General features: G+C 61.4%; 16 protein-coding genes and 2 pseudogenes. 4 read left to right on the top strand and 14 right to left on the bottom strand.

Going from position 1 to position 20,988, the window contains the following annotated elements; all coding sequences use genetic code 11:
* Nucleotide 1: 1 nt before the first annotated feature.
* The 11 genes from hisG to ISF28_RS14395 form a co-directional block, all read right to left on the bottom strand.
* A complete protein-coding gene (gene hisG / locus ISF28_RS14345) occupies nucleotides 2–676 on the bottom strand; it encodes an ATP phosphoribosyltransferase (RefSeq protein WP_198117860.1) in 675 nt (224 codons plus the stop codon).
* A gap of 50 nt (nucleotides 677–726) precedes the next feature.
* Entirely contained in the window at nucleotides 727–1,977 is a 1,251-nt protein-coding gene (gene murA, locus ISF28_RS14350; protein WP_198117861.1) for a UDP-N-acetylglucosamine 1-carboxyvinyltransferase, read from the bottom strand.
* A 6-nt stretch (nucleotides 1,978–1,983) separates the two neighbouring features.
* On the bottom strand, nucleotides 1,984–2,220 hold the full coding sequence (locus ISF28_RS14355; RefSeq protein ID WP_198117862.1) for a BolA family protein: 237 nt from the start codon (nucleotides 2,218–2,220) through the stop codon (nucleotides 1,984–1,986).
* Nucleotides 2,221–2,226: 6 nt separating this feature from the next.
* The gene (locus ISF28_RS14360; RefSeq protein ID WP_198117863.1) at nucleotides 2,227–2,994 is read right to left on the bottom strand and encodes an ABC transporter permease; all 768 of its coding nucleotides are present in this window, start codon (nucleotides 2,992–2,994) and stop codon (nucleotides 2,227–2,229) included.
* Nucleotides 2,991–3,950, bottom strand: coding sequence for an ABC transporter ATP-binding protein (locus tag ISF28_RS14365; protein ID WP_198117864.1), 960 nt, complete (start codon nucleotides 3,948–3,950; stop codon nucleotides 2,991–2,993). The genes ISF28_RS14360 and ISF28_RS14365 overlap by 4 nt, the downstream gene beginning before the upstream one ends.
* A 108-nt stretch (nucleotides 3,951–4,058) precedes the next feature.
* Entirely contained in the window at nucleotides 4,059–4,334 is a 276-nt protein-coding gene (locus ISF28_RS14370) for an STAS domain-containing protein (protein ID WP_198117865.1), read from the bottom strand.
* Nucleotides 4,335–4,336: 2 nt separating this feature from the next.
* Complete coding sequence (locus ISF28_RS14375) at nucleotides 4,337–4,990, bottom strand: MlaC/ttg2D family ABC transporter substrate-binding protein (RefSeq protein ID WP_198117866.1); 654 nt, start codon at nucleotides 4,988–4,990, stop codon at nucleotides 4,337–4,339.
* Between the two features lie 77 nt (nucleotides 4,991–5,067).
* Entirely contained in the window at nucleotides 5,068–5,973 is a 906-nt protein-coding gene (locus tag ISF28_RS14380) for an MlaA family lipoprotein (RefSeq protein ID WP_229519082.1), read from the bottom strand.
* Complete coding sequence (gene mlaD, locus ISF28_RS14385; protein ID WP_198117867.1) at nucleotides 5,970–6,443, bottom strand: outer membrane lipid asymmetry maintenance protein MlaD; 474 nt, start codon at nucleotides 6,441–6,443, stop codon at nucleotides 5,970–5,972. The genes ISF28_RS14380 and mlaD overlap by 4 nt, the downstream gene beginning before the upstream one ends.
* An 18-nt stretch (nucleotides 6,444–6,461) precedes the next feature.
* Complete coding sequence (mlaE, locus tag ISF28_RS14390) at nucleotides 6,462–7,241, bottom strand: lipid asymmetry maintenance ABC transporter permease subunit MlaE (RefSeq protein ID WP_198117868.1); 780 nt, start codon at nucleotides 7,239–7,241, stop codon at nucleotides 6,462–6,464.
* Nucleotides 7,238–8,041, bottom strand: a complete 804-nt coding sequence (locus ISF28_RS14395; protein ID WP_198117869.1) for an ABC transporter ATP-binding protein — start codon at nucleotides 8,039–8,041, stop codon at nucleotides 7,238–7,240. Before ISF28_RS14395 ends, mlaE begins: the two co-directional genes overlap by 4 nt.
* Before the next feature lie 395 nt (nucleotides 8,042–8,436).
* On the opposite strand from ISF28_RS14395, the gene ISF28_RS14400 reads away from it, so the two are divergent.
* The 3 genes and pseudogenes from ISF28_RS14400 (at nucleotide 8,437) to ISF28_RS14410 (ending at nucleotide 10,971) form a co-directional block, all read left to right on the top strand.
* A complete protein-coding gene (locus tag ISF28_RS14400) occupies nucleotides 8,437–9,081 on the top strand; it encodes a dienelactone hydrolase family protein (protein ID WP_198117870.1) in 645 nt (214 codons plus the stop codon).
* A 1-nt stretch (nucleotide 9,082) separates the two neighbouring features.
* Entirely contained in the window at nucleotides 9,083–10,102 is a 1,020-nt protein-coding gene (locus ISF28_RS14405) for a CapA family protein (protein ID WP_198117871.1), read from the top strand.
* Nucleotides 10,103–10,148: 46 nt separating this feature from the next.
* A pseudogene (locus ISF28_RS14410) lies at nucleotides 10,149–10,971 on the top strand (IS5 family transposase).
* Nucleotides 10,972–11,087: 116 nt separating this feature from the next.
* Here the strand turns inward: ISF28_RS14410 and ISF28_RS14415 are convergent.
* Both ISF28_RS14415 and ISF28_RS14420 read right to left on the bottom strand, forming a co-directional pair.
* Entirely contained in the window at nucleotides 11,088–11,726 is a 639-nt protein-coding gene (locus tag ISF28_RS14415) for a hypothetical protein (protein WP_198117872.1), read from the bottom strand.
* A 776-nt stretch (nucleotides 11,727–12,502) separates the two neighbouring features.
* Nucleotides 12,503–16,777 (bottom strand): RHS repeat-associated core domain-containing protein, encoded by a 4,275-nt coding sequence (locus ISF28_RS14420; protein ID WP_198117873.1) that lies wholly within the window; start codon nucleotides 16,775–16,777, stop codon nucleotides 12,503–12,505.
* A 1,424-nt stretch (nucleotides 16,778–18,201) separates the two neighbouring features.
* On the opposite strand from ISF28_RS14420, the pseudogene ISF28_RS30545 reads away from it, so the two are divergent.
* Nucleotides 18,202–19,398 (top strand): annotated as a pseudogene (locus tag ISF28_RS30545) (ISL3 family transposase).
* Nucleotides 19,399–19,462: 64 nt separating this feature from the next.
* On the opposite strand, the gene ISF28_RS14440 reads toward ISF28_RS30545, so the two are convergent.
* Complete coding sequence (locus ISF28_RS14440; RefSeq protein WP_198117876.1) at nucleotides 19,463–20,926, bottom strand: glutamate synthase subunit beta; 1,464 nt, start codon at nucleotides 20,924–20,926, stop codon at nucleotides 19,463–19,465.
* Nucleotides 20,927–20,988: the final 62 nt, after the last annotated feature.

The raw sequence follows: 20,988 nt of genomic DNA on the forward strand, positions 1-20,988 counted from the left end.
GTTAGCCTTGCTGCTGCTTGGATGCGCGTTCGAACGCGTCGATGATCGGTTGCAGGCGCTCGCGCTTCAGTTTCAGCGCGGCCTGGTTGACGACGAGGCGCGACGAGATCTCCATGATCTTTTCGACTTCGACCAGGTTGTTGGCGCGCAGCGTGCCGCCCGTCGACACGACGTCGACGATGGCGTCGGACAGGCCGACCAGCGGCGCCAGCTCCATCGAGCCATACAGTTTGATGAGGTCGACGTGCACGCCCTTCTTGGCGAAGTGCTCGCGCGCCGTGTGCACGAACTTGGTGGCCACGCGCAAGCGCGCGCCCTGGCGCACGGCGTTGTCGTAGTCGAAGCCGGCGTTGACGGCGACGGACATGCGGCAGCAGGCGATGCGCAGGTCGATCGGCTGGTACAGGCCCTCGCCGCCATGCTCGAGCAGCACGTCCTTGCCGGCGACGCCGAAGTCGGCGGCGCCATGCTGGACATAGGTCGGCACGTCGGTGGCGCGCACGATCAGCACGCGGATGCCGGGATCGTTGGTGGCGAGGATCAGCTTGCGCGAGGTTTCCGGATTTTCCAGGACCTCGATGCCGGCCGCGGCCAGCAGCGGCAGCGTGTCTTCGAAGATGCGGCCCTTGGACAGGGCAAGGATCAGCTGCGAGCTGTCCCGAGTAGTGTCGTTCATGTGAATGCCGTTCTGGCGCGCCGGTCCGTTCACGGGCCGGCCCGCGTGCTTTATTTGATGCGTACGATATCCGCGCCCACCGCCGACAACTTCGCCTCCATCCGGTCGTACCCGCGGTCCAGGTGATAGATGCGGTCGACGAGGGTCGTGCCCTCGGCGGCCAGGCCGGCGATCACGAGCGAGGCCGACGCGCGCAGGTCGGTCGCCATCACGGGCGCCCCCACGAGGCGGTCGACGCCCTTGATGAATGCGGTGTTGCCTTCGGTGGAGATCTGCGCGCCCAGGCGGTTCATTTCCTGCACGTGCATGAAGCGGTTCTCGAAGATGGTTTCGGTGACGCGGCTCGGACCGTTCGCGATCGTGTTCACGGCCATGAACTGGGCCTGCATGTCGGTCGGGAAGCCGGGATATTCCGTGGTGCGGAACGACACCGGCTGCGGCCTGGCGTCCATGCGCGCGCGGATGCTGTCGCCTTCGACGCTCAAGGCGACGCCCATCTCGCGCAGCTTGTCGAGCGCGACGTCGAAGATGTCCGTGCGGGTGCGGGTGATGCGGATGTCGCCGCCCGTCGCCGCCACGGCGCACAGGAACGTGACCGCTTCGATGCGGTCGGAAATGACCGAATGTTCGGTGCCGTGCAGGCTGTCCACGCCCTGCACCACGAGGCGGTCGGTGCCGATGCCGTCGATCTTCGCGCCCATCGCGACGAGCATGTTCGCGAGGTCCGTCACTTCCGGCTCGCGCGCGGCATTTTCCAATACCGTCTCGCCATCGGCCAGGGTGGCGGCCATCAGGAGGTTCTCGGTGCCGGTGACGGTGATCATGTCCGTGTAGATGCGGGCGCCCTTCAGGCGCGGCGCCTTCGCGTGGATGTAGCCGCCCTCGATCGTGATCTCGGCGCCCATCGCGCGCAGGCCCTTGATGTGCTGGTCGACGGGACGCGAACCGATCGCGCAGCCGCCCGGCAGCGACACCTTGGCTTCGCCGAAGCGCGCCAGCATCGGGCCCAGCACGAGAATCGACGCGCGCATCGTCTTCACCAGTTCGTACGGTGCGACGAGGGTGTTGATGGCGGCGCCGTTCAGCACGACGTTCTCGTCGTCCTGCGTGACTTTGAGGCCGGTCTGCTCGAGCAGGCGCAGCATCGTGCGCACGTCGTGCAGGCGCGGCACGTTCGACAGGCGCAGGTCGTCCGCCGTCAGCAGGCCCGCGCACAGGATCGGGAGCGCCGCGTTCTTGGCGCCCGAGATGGGGATGTCACCGGAAAGGCGCTTGCCGCCGACGATCTGGAGCTTGTCCATGCGTTGTTATCCTTGGTACTCGTCCGGAGTGAGCGTCTTCATCGACAAGGCGTGGATCTCCTCGCGCATGCGGTCGCCCAGGGCGGCGTAGACGATCTGGTGGCGCTGGATGCGGCTCTTGCCGGCAAACGCGGGGGACACGATGACGGCGCTGAAATGCTGGCCGTCGCCCTCCACTTCCAGGTGGGTGCACTCCAGGCCTTTCTGGAGGTAGCCGTGAATCAGTTCGGGTGTAGTAACCATGTTTTGTCAGTGACGCAGCTTGTAGCCGCGGCGAAGCAGATTGATTGCGATAGCGGCCAAGGCCACGAAGAAGATGGCGACGATGCCCAGGCTGGTCCAGGGCGACACGTCGGACTGGCCAAAGAAACCATAGCGGAACCCGTCAATCATATAAAAGAACGGGTTGAAATGCGAGACTGCAAGCCAGAACGGCGGAAGTTTCTTGATGGAATAGAACACGCCGGCCAAAAATGTTGCTGGCGTGATCAAAAAGTTCTGGAATGCGGCCAGCTGGTCGAACTTTTCCGCCCAGATGCCGGCGATGACGCCCAGCGTGCCGAGGATGCCCGCGCCCAGCAGCGCGAACCCGACGATCCACAGCGGGGCGACGAAACTCAGGTGCGCGAACCACGCCGTAATGACGAACACGCCCAGGCCGACGGCGAGGCCGCGCACGACGGACGCCGTCACGTACGCCGACAGGATCTCCACGTGCGACAGCGGCGGCAGCAGGATGAACACGAGGTTGCCCGTGATTTTCGATTGGATCAGCGACGACGAGGAATTCGCGAACGCGTTCTGCAGCACGCTCATCATCACGAGGCCGGGCACGAGGAAGGACGTGTAGTTGACGCCATCCAGCATCTCCACGCGGCCCTCGAGCACGTGGCCGAAGATCAGCAGGTACAGCATGGCGCTGACGACGGGCGCGGCGACCGTCTGCGTGGCGACCTTCCAGAAGCGCAGGATTTCCTTGTAAAACAGGGTCTTGAAGCCCACGGAGAACAGGTTCATCGTACGGTTGCTCCAGCTTGAGATGCGCCTTCCATGATCTGGATAAAAATGTCTTCCAGGTCGGCCTGCTGCAGCTGCATCTCGTCGATCTCCGCGCCGGATTCGCGCAGGCGCGCGAGGATGCCTTCCACCTCGCTGTATTCGTTCACGCGCAGGGTGTATTTGTTGCCGCCGTCGCCGTTACCATTTCCTTTGCCTTCGTCGTGCTCGTCGTGGGCGACGAGGTGGCGCAGGCCTTCCGGCAAGGTCCCGTGCTTCAGGTGCACGACGAGCGACGAACCGGACACGCGACGCAGCAGCTGCGCCATGGTGTCCAGCGCGACGACATTGCCCGTCTTGAGCATGGCCACGCGCTGGCACATCGCCTGCGCTTCTTCCAGGTAGTGCGTCGTCAGGACGACCGTGTGGCCCTCGCGGTTCAGGCGCGAGATGAACTTCCACAGGGTCTGGCGCAGTTCGACGTCGACGCCGGCCGTCGGCTCGTCCAGCACGATCACGGGCGGTTTGTGCACGAGGGCCTGGGCGACGAGGACGCGGCGCTTCATGCCGCCGGACAGCGCCCGCATGTTGACGTCGGCCTTGGGCGTGAGGTCGAGGTTTTCCATGACCTCGTCGATCCATTTGTCGTTGTTCTTCAGGCCGAAGTAGCCCGATTGCAGGCGCAGCGTCTCGCGCACGGTGAAGAACGGGTCGAACACCAGTTCCTGCGGCACGACGCCCAGCTTCATGCGCGCCTCGCGGAAATCGCGGACGACGTCGTGGCCGTGGATGCGCACGCTGCCCACGTCCGGGCGAATGAGGCCGGCGATGGTCGAAATCAACGTGGTCTTGCCGGCGCCGTTCGGGCCGAGCAGGCCGAAGAATTCGCCTTGCTCGATGTTCAATGAAACGCCCTTGAGGGCCTTGAAGCCCTTGTAGCTTTTCTCGACGCTGTCGATCTGGATGGCTGCTGTCATGCGTTGGGGATCGGGGGGATCGAAACCGTACGGGGAAAACGGGCCATTATAGAAGAAAACGCCACGGCGTTCCGGGCCGTGGCGTTTTCGGATGCGGATGCCGGCGGGTCAGGCGCGTCCCAACAACCCGTCCACGCCGTACAACTTTGCCAACGCATCGACGTTGGCCGGCACGTTGATGAACTTGAGGCTGCGCCCCTGCTCCTGCGCGCGGCGTTGCCATGCCAGCATCAGGGCCAGGGCCGAGGAATCGGCCGCCTTGACGCCGCCGAGGTCGAACACGGTTTCGCCGGCGGACACGGCCGCGCAGCCCTGCGCCAACGCCGCCTGGGCGTTGCCGAAGGTCAGGGCTTCGAGCGAGAGCATGGGGTTCGCTTCCGCCATGCTTACTTCTGCGGCGCCTTGTTCAGGGGCTTGTTGGCCAGCTGCTCGTTGCGGTCGTGCAGCTTCTTGATCAGGCCGTCGATGCCGCCCTTGCTGATTTCCGAGGCGAAGGTGCTCTTGTAGGTTTCCACCAGCCAGGCGCCCATCACGTTCAGGTCGAAGATCTTCCAGCCTTGCGGGCCCTTGGACAGGCGGTAGTTCAGGGTGATCGGCTCGCCGCGGGTCAGGTTGACCTGCGATTTCACCTCGACTTCCGGGTCGGACGGATCGGCGCGGAACGGCTTGAATTCGATGGTTTCGTTCTTGATCTGCGACAGCGCGCCGGCGTAGGTGTACACGAGCAGCGTGCGGAATTCTTCCGCCAACTGCTTCTGCTGCTCCGGCGTCGCCCGGCGCCAGAAGCGGCCGGCGGCCAGCGCGGTCATCTTGTCGGAGTCGACGTACGGCAGGATCTTGGCGTTCACCAGGTCCATGATCTTTTTGGTATTGCCGGCCTGAATGTCCTTGTCGGCCTTGACGCTGTCGATGACGTCGGTGCTGACGCGCTTGACGAGGGCGTCCGGTGCTTCGATGGCGGCACGGGCCGGCGCCACCAGGACGCTGGTGGAAACAGCCACGGCTGCGGCGGTAACGATCAATTGTGCGATGGGCTTCATACGCTTCCTTTATCTTGGTTGGGTCTGGCCCGGCGGTCCCGCGTGCTGCGCGGACGGCCTGGCTGTACCGTAGTTAACTATTTCCGGGCCGGTTCGGATGACACGGGCGCCGGAACGGGCGGATTATTCGGTGCCGAACCTGCCGCGGGCGCAGGCGCGGGGAGTTCCCCGTCATCTTCGGGCTCCGGCTTCGGCCCCAGTTGCACGCCCAGCTTGGATTCGACCTTTTCCTTCACCTTTTCCAGCTTTTCGTGGACCTTGTCGGCGCGCTCCTGCGCCTTGTCCGTGTCGAGCACCTTGCTGCTGCGGCGCTGCATGTAACCGTCACGGATGAACTCGTAGCGATCGAGGGCGGCGTCTTCCAGCAGGTTCGACGCGTCCAGCACGCTGGCGCGCTGGTCGACGGCACGCAGGGCAATGCCGCCGTTGCGCCACGGAATATCGTTCACATGGGTCCACGAATCCCCCCACCAGTCGCCCGGCAAGGCCGCGGTGTCACGCACCGTAGATGGGCCCAGCAAAGGCAACATCAAGTACGGACCGCTCGGCACGCCCCAATAACCGAGGGTCTGGCCGAGGTCTTCGTTGTGCTTGCGCATGCCGGCCGGCGTGGCGATGTCCAGCACGCCGGCCAGGCCCAGGGTCGAGTTCACGGCAAAACGCATGAAATCGTTCATGCCGTTCTGCCCCTTGAGCTGGGCGAAATTGTTCAGCGAGCTCCACAGATCCGTCAAGTTACCAAAAAAATTGTTCACACCCGTTTGCACGAAGCTGGGGGCGACGTTCTTGTAGGCGGTGGCGGCCGGCTTCAGGGCGACGCGGTCGACCGTGTCGTTGAAGCTGAACATCGCACGGTTGAACTTCTCGAACGGATCTTTCGGATTCGCGGTCGTCGCGCAGCCGCTCAGCAACGCGGCTGCACCGAGTGTCAGCGCCAGGCCGGTGCGGGTGCGCGGCGCGGCGGAGTCATTGCGGTTCATCATTTGCCACCGTCCTTTCCTTCGGCTGCCTTGCTGTAAATAAATTGATTAATCAAATCTTCGAGCACGGCGGCCGATTGCGTGCGGGTGATGCGGTCGCCTTCGACGAGATTGTTCGTGTCGCCGCCGGCTTCGATGCCGATGTATTGCTCACCCAGCAAGCCCGAGGTCAGGATCTTCAGCGAGCTGTCCTTCGGAAACTTGTACGCGGGATTCAGATCCAGGCGGACGATGGCCTGGAAGGTCTTGTCGTCGAACGCGATATCGCCCACGCGGCCCACGACCACGCCCGCGCTCTTGACGGCCGACTGCTGCTTCAGGCCGCCGATATTGTCGAACTTGCCCGTGATCGAGTACGTCTTGCTGAACGAAATCGTGCTCATGTTACCGGCTTTGAGCGCCAGGAATAGGAGCGATAGCGCACCCAACAGAACAAAAAGGCCGACCCAGACGTCAATGGATTTGCGATGCATAAGTTTTTCCCAACTAGATTATTTGTTGAACATCAAGGCGGTCATGACGAAGTCCAGGCCCAGCACCATCAGCGACGCGATCACGACGGTCCGCGTGGTGGCGCGCGACACGCCTTCCGGCGTCGGCTGCGCTTCATAGCCCTGGAACAGCGCCGTGAACGTCACGGCCATGCCGAACACGAAGCTCTTGATGACGCCATTCATGATGTCGCGGCGCACGTCGATGTTCGCCTGCATCTGCGACCAGAACGCGCCCTCGTCGACGCCGATCAGCTTGACGCCGACCAGGTAGCCGCCGATCACGCCGATGGCGGAGAACACGGCGGCCAGCACCGGCATCGCGACCAGGCCGGCCCAGAAACGGGGCGCCAGCACGCGCTGGATCGGGTTGACGGCCATCATCTCCATGGCCGTCAATTGCTCGCCGGCCTTCATGAGGCCGATTTCCGCCGTCAGCGACGTGCCCGCGCGGCCGGCGAACAGCAGGGCCGTCACGACCGGCCCCAGCTCGCGCAGCAGCGACAATGCGACCAGCTGGCCGAGCTTTTCCGAGGCGCCGAACTGGCTCAGCGTGTAATAACCCTGCAGGCCCAGCACCATGCCGACGAACAGGCCGGACACGGTGATGATCAGCAGCGAGTAATTGCCGATGAAGTGGATTTGTTCCGAAATCAATGCCGGCCGGCGCAGCGCGCCCGGCGCCTTGGCCGCCAGCCCGAAGAACGAGCGCGTGACGAAGCCGATGCGGGCGAAGGTGTCGAGGACGAAGGCACCGATGAATGCCAGGAAATTGGTCATCGCTTGCCCCCCAGGCCCAGGTCTTCGGCCAGCGACTTGCCTGGATAGTGGAACGGCACGGGCCCGTCCGGTTCCGCGTTCACGAACTGCTTGACGTACGGGTCGGTCGAGCGGCGCATCTCGTCCGGCGTGCCCGCGGCGACGATCTTGCCGGCGGAAAGGAAATACACATAGTCGGCGATCATGAAAGTCTCGTTCACGTCGTGCGAGACGACGATCGACGTCGAGCCGAGCGCGTCGTTCAGGTTGCGGATCAGGTTGGCCGTCACGCCCATCGAGATCGGATCGAGGCCGGCGAACGGCTCGTCGTACATGATCAGGTCCGGATCGAGCGCGACGGCGCGCGCCAACGCGACGCGGCGCGCCATGCCGCCCGAGATCTCGTTCGGCTTGAGGCCGGCCGCGTTGCGCAGGCCGACGGCGTTCAGGCGCATCAGGACCAGGTCGCGGATCAATTCTTCCGGCAGTTCCGTGTGCTCGCGCAGCGGAAACGCCACGTTCTCGAATACCGTCAAATCCGTGAACAGGGCGCCGAACTGGAACAGCATGCCCATCTTGCGGCGCAGGCGATACAGGCCATCCGTGTCGAGCCGGTTCACGACCTCGCCGTTCACCGCGACGGTGCCCTGCTGCGGCTTGATCTGTCCGCCGATGAGGCGCAGCACCGTCGTCTTGCCCGAACCGGAGCCGCCCATGACGGCAATCAGCTTACCGCGCGGGAAGTCCATGCTCAGGTTCTGCAGGATCGGGCGATCGCCATACGAAAAATGCAGATCGCGGATTTCGACGAGGTTGGACACAGTGAATATGGGTATTTGGAGAATCCCGTATTGTAGTGCAGAAACGGCAAGGCCTGCAGGACGCGCCCCGATTCCGGCCATGTTATCGACGTGATATTACAACATTACTAAATAATGAGTCAGATATTTTCGAGCATAAGTGCTTGTTTTTACTAAATTATGCATACGCCACATTGTTTCGAACCATTACCTAACCGTAACAAATGCCATACGGAAACCAGCTTGTATGCGCCGTCATGGACCGCCGTCCAGCGCCGCCGAACGCGGCGCGTGCCGGTTGCCGGGAACGGCGCGACGCCGGCCTGTCGCACGATGCGTGAGCGTGCTATTTTTAACAATTAAGCGGCGAATCTTCGCTTGCGACGACGGTCCAACCATCAAAAGGAGGATCGGCAATGACGACGAAGGCCCTGGTCCGCATCGACAGCGGCGCGGCGGCGATGGAAGGCATGCTCGAGTTGCCCCACGATCCGCTCGGCGTCGTCCTGTTCGCGCACGGCAGCGGCAGCAGCCGGCTCAGCCCGCGCAACAACCACGTGGCGCACGTGCTGCGCGACGCCGGCATCGGCACCCTGCTGCTGGACCTGCTCACGCCGCACGAGGACAAGCAATACCATAACCGTTTCGACATTCCCCTGCTGACGGCCCGCCTGCGCGCGGCCGCCGCCTGGCTCGGCGCGCAGGAAGCGACGATGGCCCTGCCCCTCGGCCTGTTCGGCGCGAGCACGGGCGCCGCCGCCGCGCTGCAACTGGCGGCCGACCCGGCGGTGCCCGTCGCGGCCGTCGTCTCGCGCGGCGGGCGGCCCGACCTGGCCGGCAGCGACACGCTTCGCGCCGTCGAGGCACCCACCCTGTTGATCGTCGGCGGCGCCGACGAGCCCGTCATCGCCCTGAACGAGCAAGCTTATGGCGAGCTGGGCTGCATGAAACGGCTGTCCATCGTGCCCGGCGCCACGCACCTGTTCGAGGAACCGGGCGCGCTGGACGACGTGGCGCAACAAGCCGCCGACTGGTTCGCCCTGCACTTCCGGCCCGACTGACATGACTGCCGACCTGCGCCTCATGTTCGGCGGCGACGCCATGCTGGGCCGCCACGTGCGCGACGTCATGCTGCGCGACGGCATCCACGCGCCGCTGGGCGCCGTCGCCCCACTGCTGCGCGCGGCCGATCTCGCCATCGTCAACCTGGAGTGCGCGCTCACTGACAGCGCGCTGCAGTGGCACGGCGCCCCCAAGGCGTTTTATTTCCGCGCCCTGCCCGGCGCCGGGCAGGCGCTGTTCGATGCCGGCGTGCGGCTCGTCAGCCTGGCGAACAACCACAGCCTCGACTACGACGTGCAGGGCCTGGCCGACACCCTGCGCACCCTGGACGCCCGCTGCATCGCCCACACGGGCGCCGGCCCCGACCTCGCGTGGGCGCAGTCGCCGGCCGTCGTGCCGTGCGGCGACGTGCTGGTCGGGATGGCGGCGTTCTGCGACCACCAGGACGATTTCGCCGCGACGGACGACCATCCCGGCATCGCCTGGCTGGACCTGCACGACGAGGCGGCCGCCGTCGACGCCTTCGCGTGCGCGCTCGCGCCCCTGCGCACGGCCGGCGTGCGCTGGCCCATCCTGTCGCTGCACTGGGGCCCGAACATGGTGACGGCACCGAGCGCCCACCTGCGCCGCCTAGCCCGCGCCGCGATCGACGTAGGCTGGAAGATCGTCTACGGGCACAGCGCCCACGTCTTCCACGGCGTCGAGCTGTACCGGGGCTGTCCGATCCTGTACGCGGCCGGCGACCTCGTCGACGACTACGCCGTCGACCCGGAGCTGCGCAACGACCACCAACTCTTGTTCGAGGTGCGCCTGGGCGACGACGCCCTCGAGCGCATCGTGCTGCACCCGATCTTCATCCGCCACGGCCGCGCGGCGCCGGCCGACCACACGCAGCGCACGTGGATTCACACGCGCATGCAGGCGCTGTGCCGCGACCTGGGGACTGCTGCGCGGCTCGATGGCGATACGCTCGCCATCGAACCGGACGCCGCCACGGCGCACGAGGGCTTTGTTGCATAAATCCGCCCCGGCAGCGGGAAAGACGGGGCACGGGTAAACTGACGGCATGAGTGTGCCTGCAAAGCCGAAGTACCGAACGACCAATTGGAAAGAATACAATGCGGCGCTGAAGACGCGTAGCTCGCTGCTCATCTGGCTGGACAAGGACATGCACTGGCAAGGCTGTGCCAGCGGTAAGCGCGGCCGCAGCCCGACGTACAGCGAAGCGGCAATCCAGTTCTGCCTGACCATCAAGGGCTGTTCAATCTGCCCTTGCGCCAGGCGATGGATATGGCGCAAAGCGTTCTCAAACTGTCCGGCCTCGACTGGAAAGTACCCGACTTCAGCACGATCAGCCGGCGTCAGAAGAATTTGGCGGTGACGATCGGAGCGCACCCGACGACGACGAGACTGCACCTGCTGGTCGACAGCACCGGCATCAAGATGCTGGGCGAAGGCGAATGGAAGACCAAAAAGCATGGCACCGACTACCGTCGTCAGTGGCGCAAGGTCCATCTCGGCATCGACGTGGACACGCTGGAAATCCGGGCCATCGAAGTGTCCGACAACGGCACCGGCGATGCGCCGATGCTGCCATGCCTGCTCGATCAGATCGACACTGACGAGATGATCGCCCGCGTCAGTGGCGACGGCGCCTATGACACGAAGGACTGTCATGCGGCTATCGAGCGGCGTGGTGCGCCGGCGATTATCCCGACGCGCCGCAATGCAAGCCGTGGAAAGATCGACGTCCTGGCGCCGCGGCCCGTAACGCCATCCTGGATGCCACACGCCGGCTTGGCCGCAAAATCTGGGAGAAGTGGACCGGGTATCATCGACGCAGTCTTGTGGGCGGTATCGCCACGTCCTCATCACGACATCGGCCATGATCCCGCCGCCATAATCCTCAAGGAACTCGTCCGGCATCACGAAAACGCGCTCGGACAGCGCACCTTTCTGATTCCGTCTCGCTCAGAGAAATAGTTTTGCAACCGGCTCAAGTGTCTCATGGATTAAATACACACATTCCACCCTTGGCTTCTGCAGGCTTAACATTTACATTCCCATCGGTCACTCGATATTCAACTTGAAAGCAATAGTCTGAGATCTCTTGAGCTCCGTCAACAGCCGCTTGACCACTAATCACAAATCTCATCAAACCATTCTCCCAATTTTCAAGCTTGGGCAAAAAAAACACTGGCTGAGACGGATACAGTGATTTTGAAATCGCGTCATAGATTAGAGTACCCACGCTTCTATTCAACAAGTGCCGCTCATTAGCCAACAAATAAGCCGACTTCCCAGTCAATATCTCATATTTATTCCTCACCGGACGATTGATAATAATAAATTCATTACCACTCAATGAAAAATAAACGCTTGCACTACGTTCGAGAATTAAAACAACTTTGCTTCGATCCGTTGCGCACTGTCTTAGAACAACAGGTGATTCATTCTCATCACTAGTGAGTACAGGATGTACCTCCAACTGCCAGCTTCCATTACGTGATCGAATGGAATTAGCTTCACTCCATTGAAATTCACCTTTACCAGATCGCTCCCCCAAGCACGAAGCCCGCGATTGCATACAAACACAAATGAAACTAAAGAAAAAAAATACACAAGAAAAGATTTTTAGCTTCATGGACATACTGCTCCTATTCCATCTGGCGCCTTAATCCCAATATCCATTTTCCTTCTACCGAATGCCTTGGCGCCACTCATAGTGCCAAAACGATATATATCCATCGCCACACCGGGAGTATTCTGAATATTTTGATCCCCGTAATCCGAGACAGTAAGCGCCCCTGAAGGCCCGCCATTTGCAGCAATAGCGCCACCATCCTCAACCGTAATGCTAATTTGGGTACCATATTGCCTGAGTTGTCGAGTAGTGAGGCCGAGAAAACCTCTCTGAACTGCCACAGTGCCCATAGTCCCGCCACGAATAGAGCCTCCTGTACTCTTGGGATACGCTGAGAACAGAGCTCCATCGCCATTCGCCTGCCCTGGCCCAACGGCCGTAAGTTCCGCTTTTACTTTGCACTCACATAGTCCAAGAAAGTCGAAACTACTAACCGGATTTCCATCCACATATGCATATACGTTAAGCCCCCGGAAACTTGAAACGCAGAGCGACCAACCAAACCACTGCCGCCTGAATTCCGCCGAGTCCAGTCATTATTGACAGAATTGCGACTGGACTACTCAGAACCCACGGCACCAGTTCAACTATCCACTCCGTTAGGAGAGAGGACGGCAGTGTTACGAGCTGCAAAAGAATTCCGGGAAGGAGATGCTCGCCTACTGTACCTTTGTAATGAAAGTATACAACCCATGTCCACAGTGCGACCCCGCCCAACACCAGTGAATATATTGCCGCAATCACCTTCATGATCAGGAACCTTTCGACATATATCACTACCGAAGTCGAACACCAACCCCAGGAGTCGATTGCAATGCATTTGCAAAGAACCCCGGCATAAGTGTGTCGGTCGTGACTGTATTGAGCCCAACCCCACCGGCTTTTAACGCCCTTGAAGCAGCAATTGAGCACTGGGTGGAGCTATTCGAAGTGATCGCTGTCCAGCGCTTCAGGCCGCGCTCCCGTGCTGCTGACGCATCAAACGCGGCGTCATTGGGAACCTTAATCCGCCAAACCTCAGACGCTGGCCGCCGCTCTGCGGCCAGCGTCTCCGCAAAGGATTTTGTCTCGTTCGGCCCTATAGGTAATCCATTGCTAGGAAATTGACTAAGTATCACCTGCGTGGTGTTTGCCTCTGTGACCATTACATGACCGACACTCGTGGTGCCTTCAGCGCGCCATATATACACATCAACATCACGCAACCCATACGGGTCAAATCTGCTTATCGGGTTCCCCCCGACATATGCATAGGTGTTAACGCCACCTGCCAAGCCGATGGGATCACTCTCGATATATCGCCCGAGCGTCGCATCATAATACCGATTCCAGTTGTACCACAGCCCCGACTCCGCATCATAGTACTGCCCCGGAAACCCGATATTCAACGGCACCGTATTCAGCGTGACCGTCCGGTTGAACGCCGTATTATCCGCCCGCCACACCGGCGTGCCGCCGCTGTCCGTCAACACCTCCGGCCGCCCGACTTGGTCGTTGTGACTGGCGTAGAACTGTCCCGCGCGCGCGATCCCGAACAATTGGCCGTTCAGCCAAACGTAGTCGGTAGAGGTTGGGCCGGACTCGGCCAGCAATTCCCCGCTTGGTCCGTACACGAAGTTGGTCGTGCCGTACTGCAGCGTCACCTTGCGCACGCGCTGGTTGAACGCGTTATAGGTGTAAGTGCCAAGGGTATAGCTCCCGCCAGACCCTGGGGGCACAACCGTGTAGCTCACCAGGCGGTTGAAGGCGTCGTGTCGATAACTCCATCCAACGCTCCCCGTGCTGACCTCGTACGAGAGATTGCCGAACACGTCGTAGGTGAAATTGCGGTACTGGTCGTTCGCGACGGTGCTCCACCTGCTCAGCCGGTTGCTCTGGGTGTCCATCACCAGGTTGTAGTTGCCGCTCGGGCTGTTGTTCGACGTGCGGTTGCCGACCAGGTCCCAGGTGAACGATTCGCCGCCGGCCGTGCGCGAGGCCGACGTCAGGCGCGACGTGCCGTCGTAATCATAGGTGGCCGACTTGCTCGTGTCGATGTTGTTCGAGCGTGTGTGGATGCGGTCGCCGGCGTCGTAGCCGATGTCCATCTGCTGCACCGCCATCGTGCTGTCGATCCGCGCCAGCCGGCCGTCGTTATCGTAGGTCAGCAAACGCGGCCGGTTGTTCCCGTAGCGCCACGCGTACGGCATACCCGACACCGGCTGGTACAGGAAGCTGTCGGCCAGCGTGCTCCAGGTGCCGGACAGGTTGCTGCTGATCCGGTTCAGCTGGCCGACCGCGTCGTACCCGTAGGTCAGTTGCAAGCCGGACGGGTACGTCATGGTCTGCCGGCGTCCGGCCGCGTCGTAGGTCCAGCTCGTCGTGTACGTCTGGCCCGCGATCACGGTCGTCTGCGAAGCAAGTTCGCCGGCGGCGGTGTAGGCGTAGCTGGTCTGGCCGCTGGTGTCGGTGACGCTCGACAGGTGCCCGATGGCGTAGCTGCCCACGTCGTAGGTGAACGTCTCGGCGGTCGCGCCGCTGGTGCGCGTCCTGATCCGGCCAAGCCCGTCCCAGGTGTAGCGGATCACGACGCCGTTCGCGCGCGTTTCGGTGGACAGGCGGCCGTCGTCGTCATAGGTGTACGAGGTCAGGCCGGTGTCCGGGCTGTTCACGCTGGCCAGTTCGCCGTAGCCGTTGTACGTGTAGTTCGTCTGCAGGCCGCGCGCGTCGCGCACCCAGTCGAGGTTGCCGGCGGCGTTGAAATGCCGTTGCGTGACGCTACCCTCCGGCAGCGCCGTCACCTTCGTACGGCGCTGCTGGGCGTCGTACTCGAACGTGGTCGAGTTGCCGTTGGCGTCACTGATCGATTTCAGGTTGCCGTTCCCATCGTAACGCAGGTTCGTGGTCTGGCCGTTGTTGCCCGTGACCGTGTAGGTGCGGCCGAGCGTGTCGGTTTGCGACGTCGAGGTGAAATCCGTGGCGGCCACCGCCGTCGGGGCGCTGCCGTTCAGGCCGGGCGTGAACCGGGCGGACGTCGTGACCGTGGTGAGCGTCGATGGCGTGTAGTTGATCGTCTGGAAGCGGTTCTGGGTATCGCCGACCTGTACCAGCCGCTCGCTCGCATCGTAGCGATAGCGCGCGGCCGTGCCGTCGGCATACACGATGTCCGTGACCCGACGGTCGCCGTCGTAGGTGTAGGTGGTGGTGCGGTCGCCGGTCGGCAACTTGTCGGTCACCGACTTCAGCGTCCTGTTCGGGTTGTACGCGTAGAGGTGGGTGATGCCGTTCTCGTCCACCATCGCCCCGGGATAGCCGAGGTTGTCGTAGCCGCTGTACGTCACCGACTGTCCCAGCCGGTTGGTGAGGCTGGTCAGGTTACCGTACATGTCATAGGACTCGGTCTCCGTCTCGTTGCCCGTCGACAAATAGTACGTCGTGGTGCGCGTCGCCGGCATCCCGTTCGCATTGAATGTATAGGTGTAACCAATCTTCCTGTGCGTCGAGTTGACCATGTCGGTGTCGGTCACGGTGTCGACGAGATCGGTCTCCAGGCCCCCACGTTTATAGGTGTAACTGATGCTCCGGTAAGTGGCGCCGTTGGCGTCACGGTAATCCGTCGAGTTGAGGGTGGTACCGTTCCAGTTGTTGTAAGTCGTCAGCGCGTTGGCCGTACCGGCCGCCGTCGTGACGCTGAGCAGGGATCTGTTGCTGGTGAATTGGTACTGCGTCTTGTTGCCCTCCCAATCCAGGGCATAATCGACAGCGTCTCCCCCCCCCACATAGAATATCTTTGCCGCCGACGCGGGACAGCTGGCAGTCGGACTGCGCGACCGGGACGTCAGGACCTTGGTGCCATTGACGTCTTTGAAGGTGTAGGTCGTCGTTTGGCCAAGCGCATTGGTAACGATCGTGTAAGTCGAGCCGTCCGTGGCGTTCGTGCCATATGCGAAAGTCTCGAACTCTTTGCGCCCAGCCAGGGCGCTGTCCTTGACCCGCTTGTCGGGATAGTACTGGTACGTGCTGTAGCGCACGCCATTAACCGCGATGCCGGTGAGCAGCGTCGGGTCGGTGTCCTCATAGAAGTACTCCCGATAGTCGGCGGGCGCGCCGCTCGCCGGATCCACCGGGGCGGTGACCTTCTTGAGCATGTTGTTGGCGTCGTACTCGTACTTCCATACTCCTCCATTCGGATCGAGCACCTGCGTCACCCGGCCATTCGACCAGGTGAACCGCAACTGCTGCGCACCACCGTCGGTGACCGCAATCAATGTCCCGCTCTGATCGTAACCGAAACTGATCAGCGGTGAACCGCCTTTCGTGGTGATGCTGACAATCCGTCCACGAGCGTCATAGTAGTACTTCTGGCCATCCTTGAGAAGATCGTAGTAAACACCTTGGTCGGGGTGCCAGGTTAGTTGGCCGTAAGCACCATTGTAGACAACGATTCCGCCAGGGAAACCGCCGGGCGGAGGCGGCACTTTGTTCAAGACGTACTGCGCCCCCGTCGAATCGGTAACCTTCACCCAGTCGGTACCCACCACCAGGTCCGGGGACTCGAAGCCCGTCATCCAATTCGACCCGAACAGCTTCCCACCCCCTCCCCTGGGCTTGCTTCGATAGGTGCGCTCCAGCGACACACCGGTCGTCCTCGCCGAAACGAAATCCCGTTCCAGCTTGTATTTTTCACCAGTGGCGATCACTACCGGATGCTTCTCCACCGGACTGGTGTCGGGGACGACATTGCTACAGGACGGAGGGGCCACTGAGCTATTGTCCACCGCGACAGGAAAGGTATAGTTGCCAGTGGCGGCGGACCATCCCCCCGGAGGCGCAATCAATACCGGCAACTCCGAGCCAACGGGCTGCGAGCCGCCCGCCTCTCTGTCTCTGTTTGGGTCGTAATCCTCAGGATGTCCCGTTACGTGAACTTCGGGAACCTTTGCAGGATCTGCGGGATCCGGGTAAGATTTTTGTTCCTGAGCGGACGCGGTAAGGATAGAGCAAATCAAAACAACGGCGATTGCAATGTGGCACTTGCGTGGATAGTTTTTCATTAATTTCTCATCATCCATGATTGGATCTCGTCGCGATGCGACGATCTCGAAGTCGCGTCCGGCTTGCGAACTGAATGGTGGCTGGACTTGACGGCCACTCAGGTCATCGATCACTTCTGCGGTTCAGGCCGTTTGGCCATCATCGGACTTTCCCCTTGCCGGCCGCAGGTTTCTCAAGCGCGTATTTGAATTCCCTACCATCGGTCCTTTTCCCGGGACACGTTGCCGCCATTCGTATCGGAACGGCGCAGCACTCCTTTGGCCTGGCATCGGGCAGGGCAAAAAATTTCGTTTATAAAAATGCAAAAGCCGAGGAACGCGGCACACAAATTCGCGGGCGTCAAGCGAAAAGGAATGGCACAACGTGATATGGATCGTGCAATGTCGGAGAGAAGTCGCTATTGTTAGCGCAACGAAAGCCTTTTATCCGACATCCATACAACCTGACCAAGCGGCACCGAAAACCACCTGCGGCACCCGGTGAATAAGACGCCAAGATTGCATTAAAGTATACGCAGCAATTCATTTTCTTGCATTACAAAAATCGCCAATGCACGAAATAAAATTACTCGAATCAGGCAGATAAATATATCGCCCCGGCTCTTGTCCATATGGCGACCACCCACCAATAAAGGCCGGCAGATGCGCATTTCCATAACGTGGATAATACGCGTGCATTTCCACCATAATTGCAAATTGTATTTCTCTCGAAATATCACGCAATCGATTTATGCAGCTCGTGATTTATCCGACTTGGCGCGGACGTACGCGATTACGTCGCCGCGCTGGAGGGCCGGATCAAACTGTTTTGCCCGCCGCCCTGTTCGCCGCATCCGAGCCCTGACGAACAGGCATGGACTCATGTCAAGCGTCCGGTCGACGCATTAACGAGGCTGGGTTTCCCCGTCGGAGCGGCCTGGAACAACCCAAATTTCACCGAAAGCGAAGAGGGAAAGGGAAAACTACTGGGAACGCAGTGGCAAAATTGTTGCCCACGAAAATACAGGAACGCGCAAATCCCGCTACCGGCCGTAGCGCCTCAAGATCAGCCCTGCAATCAGCACGACAAATCCGATCCCGACGAATGGATCGCCCGAATATCCCGTGCCGGTTTCTATAGGGATGACCCGGGTAATAACCGGCATGCGTTCGGCCCATCAGCCAATCCCACATGTCTATGGGAAGAAAGTCGCTCAACGTGGGAATGAGCCGGATGCCGATCAGCGCGCAGCCGAACCACATGAACCACCCGGACATTTGATTTCTCCGACATTCCCTATTTATCATACAGGCAACGCACCATATAAAAAAAGGTTCTTCGCAGGGAATGGGGGAAGACGGGGTTGACGATCTGAGCGGGAGGTGGTGGCGGAGGTCTGATGTTGGTAGATTGATAGTCGCCAAACAAGTCAATCTATCAAACCACCGCCATGCTCAATGCTATGTCCTCTCTCCCGTTTTGGGAAGGCCATATTGTCGACGCCGTCCAGGAACAAGAAGACGGCTCGCTATTAATCGTTCTCGATACCTGCCCGGCGAGTGACGCTGTGTGCGGAGCGTGCCGCCAGCCTTGCGCCCTGATACATGAGCGCCGACGGCACAAGGTGCGCGATCGCGATGTTTTGGACAGGCGTGTCTGGCTTGATGTGCCGGTGCGGCGACTGGACTGCCATCACTGCAATGCACGGGTGGCCGAGCATATTGTTTGGCTCGACCGCCGGGCGCGCATCACGCACCGCGTGCGCCTCTGGGTCGAGGCGTTGGCGCAGTTGCTTCCCATTGCCCATATAGCCCGGCTAACGGGCCTGCACTGGCATACCATCAAGGACATCGATCACCGGCGCTTGAAACACCTACATGGCGACTTCTCGGCGCAAGGCGTACGGCGCCTGGTCATGGACGAATTCGCGTTGCACAAGGGACATCGGTACGCCACTGTCGCCTTGGATGCTGAGCAAATGCGGGTGCTGTGGGTTGGAGAAGGAAACAGCCGGGAAGCGATCCGGCCATTCTTCGAGATGCTGGGAGAGGAAGGCTGCCGGCGAATCGAAGCCGTTGCCATGGACATGAACACGGCGATGGATCTCGAAGTTCGCCAGCAATGTCCAAACGCGGAAGTTGTCTAAGACCTGTTTCACGTGGTAGCCCGCTTTGGCCGCGAAGTGGTCGACCGGGTGCGCGTTGACCAAGCGAATACCTTGCGTGCCGAACCAAAGGCCCGACAGGTCATCAAGCGCAGTCGCTGGCTATTACTGCGCAACCGCGACAACCTCAGGGCCGAACAGGCCGTCAAGCTCGAAGAGCTGCTGGCAGCCAACCTGCCCTTGTCCACCGTCTACCTGCTCAAGACCGAGCTGAAAGAGATTTGATATGCACCATCGGTTCGGGAAGGTGCTCGTCGATGGAAAGCCTGGCTCAAGCTTGCCTTGCAAAGCCAGATCGCACCAGTAATCCAGTTTGCCAAACGCTTGGCCAAATATCGGCGCGGCATCCTGGCTTCGGCCATCTATCCGATGAACTCATCAATCCTGGAGGGCGTCAACAATCGCATCAAAGTCATCAAGCGCATGGCCTACGGATTTCGGGACGCATCCTACTTCTTCCTTAAAATCAAGGATGCGTTCCCCGGCAAAGCGTGATGAACCTAAAAAAAGGCCCGGGCTGTTCACCCGGGCCTTTTTTTTATTCTGGAAGGCTGGCCGATCAGCGCGGCAGCACCGACGCCCCCATCAGGAATTCATCGACGGCGCGCGCGCACTGGCGGCCTTCGCGGATCGCCCACACGACGAGCGATTGACCGCGGCGCATGTCGCCGGCAGTAAACACTTTCGGCACCGACGTCTGGTAGCACACGTCGCCGTCCGTCGTGGCGCGCGCGTTGCCGCGGGCATCCTTTTGCACGCCGAACGCGTCCAGCACCTGCTGCACCGGCGACACAAAGCCCATCGCCAGCAGCACGAGGTCGGCCTTCAGTTCGAATTCCGAACCGGCCACTTCCGTCATCTTGCCGTCTTTCCACTCGACGCGGCAGGCGATGACCTTGTCGACCTTGCCGCCCTTGCCTTCGAAGCGCTTGGTGGCGACGGCGAAGTCGCGCTCGCAGCCTTCTTCGTGCGACGACGAGGTGCGCAGCTTGGTCGGCCAGTACGGCCACACGAGCGGCTTGTTCTCGTGCTCCGGCGGCATCGGCATCAGTTCGAACTGCGTCACCGACGTGGCGCCGTGGCGGTTCGACGTGCCCACGCAGTCGGAGCCGGTGTCGCCGCCGCCGATCACGATCACGTGCTTGCCCGTGGCCTTGATCTGGTCCTTGACCTTGTCGCCGGCATTCACGCGGTTCTGCTGCGGCAGGAAGTCCATCGCGAAGTGCACGCCCTTCAGGTCGCGGCCCGGGACCGGCAGGTCGCGCGGTGCCTCGGCGCCGCCGGCCATGACGACGGCGTCGTAGTCCTTGACGAGGTCTTCCGGGAAGATGGTTTCGCGCGCCATGTTGCTGACGGTCGTCGGGAAATCCTTGCCGATCAGGACGCTGGTGCGGAACGTTACGCCTTCCGCCTTCATCTGTTCGACGCGGCGGTCGATCAGGCCCTTCTCCATCTTGAAGTCGGGGATGCCGTAGCGCAGCAGGCCGCCGACGCGGTCGTTCTTCTCGAACACCGTCACGTCGTGGCCGGCGCGCGCCAGCTGCTGGGCGGCGGCCAGGCCCGCGGGGCCGGAACCGATGATCGCGACCTTTTTACCGGTCTTGACGGCGGCCGGTTGCGGCACGATCCAGCCGTGTTCCCAGCCGGCGTCGGCGATCTTGCGCTCGATCGACTTGATGCCGACCGGCTCGTTGTTGATGCCCAGCGTGCAGGCGGCTTCGCACGGTGCCGGGCAGATGCGGCCCGTGACTTCCGGGAAGTTGTTCGTCGAGTGCAGGTTGTCGACGGCGTTGCGGTAATTGCCGTGGTAGACCAGGTCGTTCCAGTCGGGGATCTGGTTGTTGACGGGGCAGCCGGTGTTGCAGAACGGGATGCCGCAATCCATGCAGCGCGCGCCTTGCACCTTCGCCTGCGCGTCGGTCAAGGTGATCGAGAATTCCTTGTAGTTCTTGAGGCGGGCAGCGGGTTCCAGGTGGTCTTCTTCCTGGCGCTGAAATTCCATGAAGCCGGTGATCTTACCCATGTGTGTTCCTATCGTATTCTGTTCGGTCTAGAGATGCGGCGGGCGCGTGGGGACGCCCGCCG

The organism is Massilia rhizosphaerae, assembly GCF_016093545.1.
Classification (GTDB): domain Bacteria; phylum Pseudomonadota; class Gammaproteobacteria; order Burkholderiales; family Burkholderiaceae_D; genus Telluria; species Telluria rhizosphaerae.

Bases quoted from the DNA above. Each gene is read 5' to 3' on its own strand.
- hisG (WP_198117860.1), bottom strand. From the start codon at position 676: ATGAACGACACTACTCGGGACAGCTCGCAGCTGATCCTTGCCCTGTCC.
- murA (WP_198117861.1), bottom strand. From the start codon at position 1,977: ATGGACAAGCTCCAGATCGTCGGCGGCAAGCGCCTTTCCGGTGACATC.
- ISF28_RS14355 (WP_198117862.1), bottom strand. From the start codon at position 2,220: ATGGTTACTACACCCGAACTGATTCACGGCTACCTCCAGAAAGGCCTG.
- ISF28_RS14360 (WP_198117863.1), bottom strand. From the start codon at position 2,994: ATGAACCTGTTCTCCGTGGGCTTCAAGACCCTGTTTTACAAGGAAATC.
- ISF28_RS14365 (WP_198117864.1), bottom strand. From the start codon at position 3,950: ATGACAGCAGCCATCCAGATCGACAGCGTCGAGAAAAGCTACAAGGGC.
- ISF28_RS14370 (WP_198117865.1), bottom strand. From the start codon at position 4,334: ATGGCGGAAGCGAACCCCATGCTCTCGCTCGAAGCCCTGACCTTCGGC.
- ISF28_RS14375 (WP_198117866.1), bottom strand. From the start codon at position 4,990: ATGAAGCCCATCGCACAATTGATCGTTACCGCCGCAGCCGTGGCTGTT.
- ISF28_RS14380 (WP_229519082.1), bottom strand. From the start codon at position 5,973: ATGATGAACCGCAATGACTCCGCCGCGCCGCGCACCCGCACCGGCCTG.
- mlaD (WP_198117867.1), bottom strand. From the start codon at position 6,443: ATGCATCGCAAATCCATTGACGTCTGGGTCGGCCTTTTTGTTCTGTTG.
- mlaE (WP_198117868.1), bottom strand. From the start codon at position 7,241: ATGACCAATTTCCTGGCATTCATCGGTGCCTTCGTCCTCGACACCTTC.
- ISF28_RS14400 (WP_198117870.1), top strand. From the start codon at position 8,437: ATGACGACGAAGGCCCTGGTCCGCATCGACAGCGGCGCGGCGGCGATG.
- ISF28_RS14405 (WP_198117871.1), top strand. From the start codon at position 9,083: ATGACTGCCGACCTGCGCCTCATGTTCGGCGGCGACGCCATGCTGGGC.
- ISF28_RS14415 (WP_198117872.1), bottom strand. From the start codon at position 11,726: ATGAAGCTAAAAATCTTTTCTTGTGTATTTTTTTTCTTTAGTTTCATT.
- ISF28_RS14420 (WP_198117873.1), bottom strand. From the start codon at position 16,777: ATGGATGATGAGAAATTAATGAAAAACTATCCACGCAAGTGCCACATT.
- ISF28_RS14440 (WP_198117876.1), bottom strand. From the start codon at position 20,926: ATGGGTAAGATCACCGGCTTCATGGAATTTCAGCGCCAGGAAGAAGAC.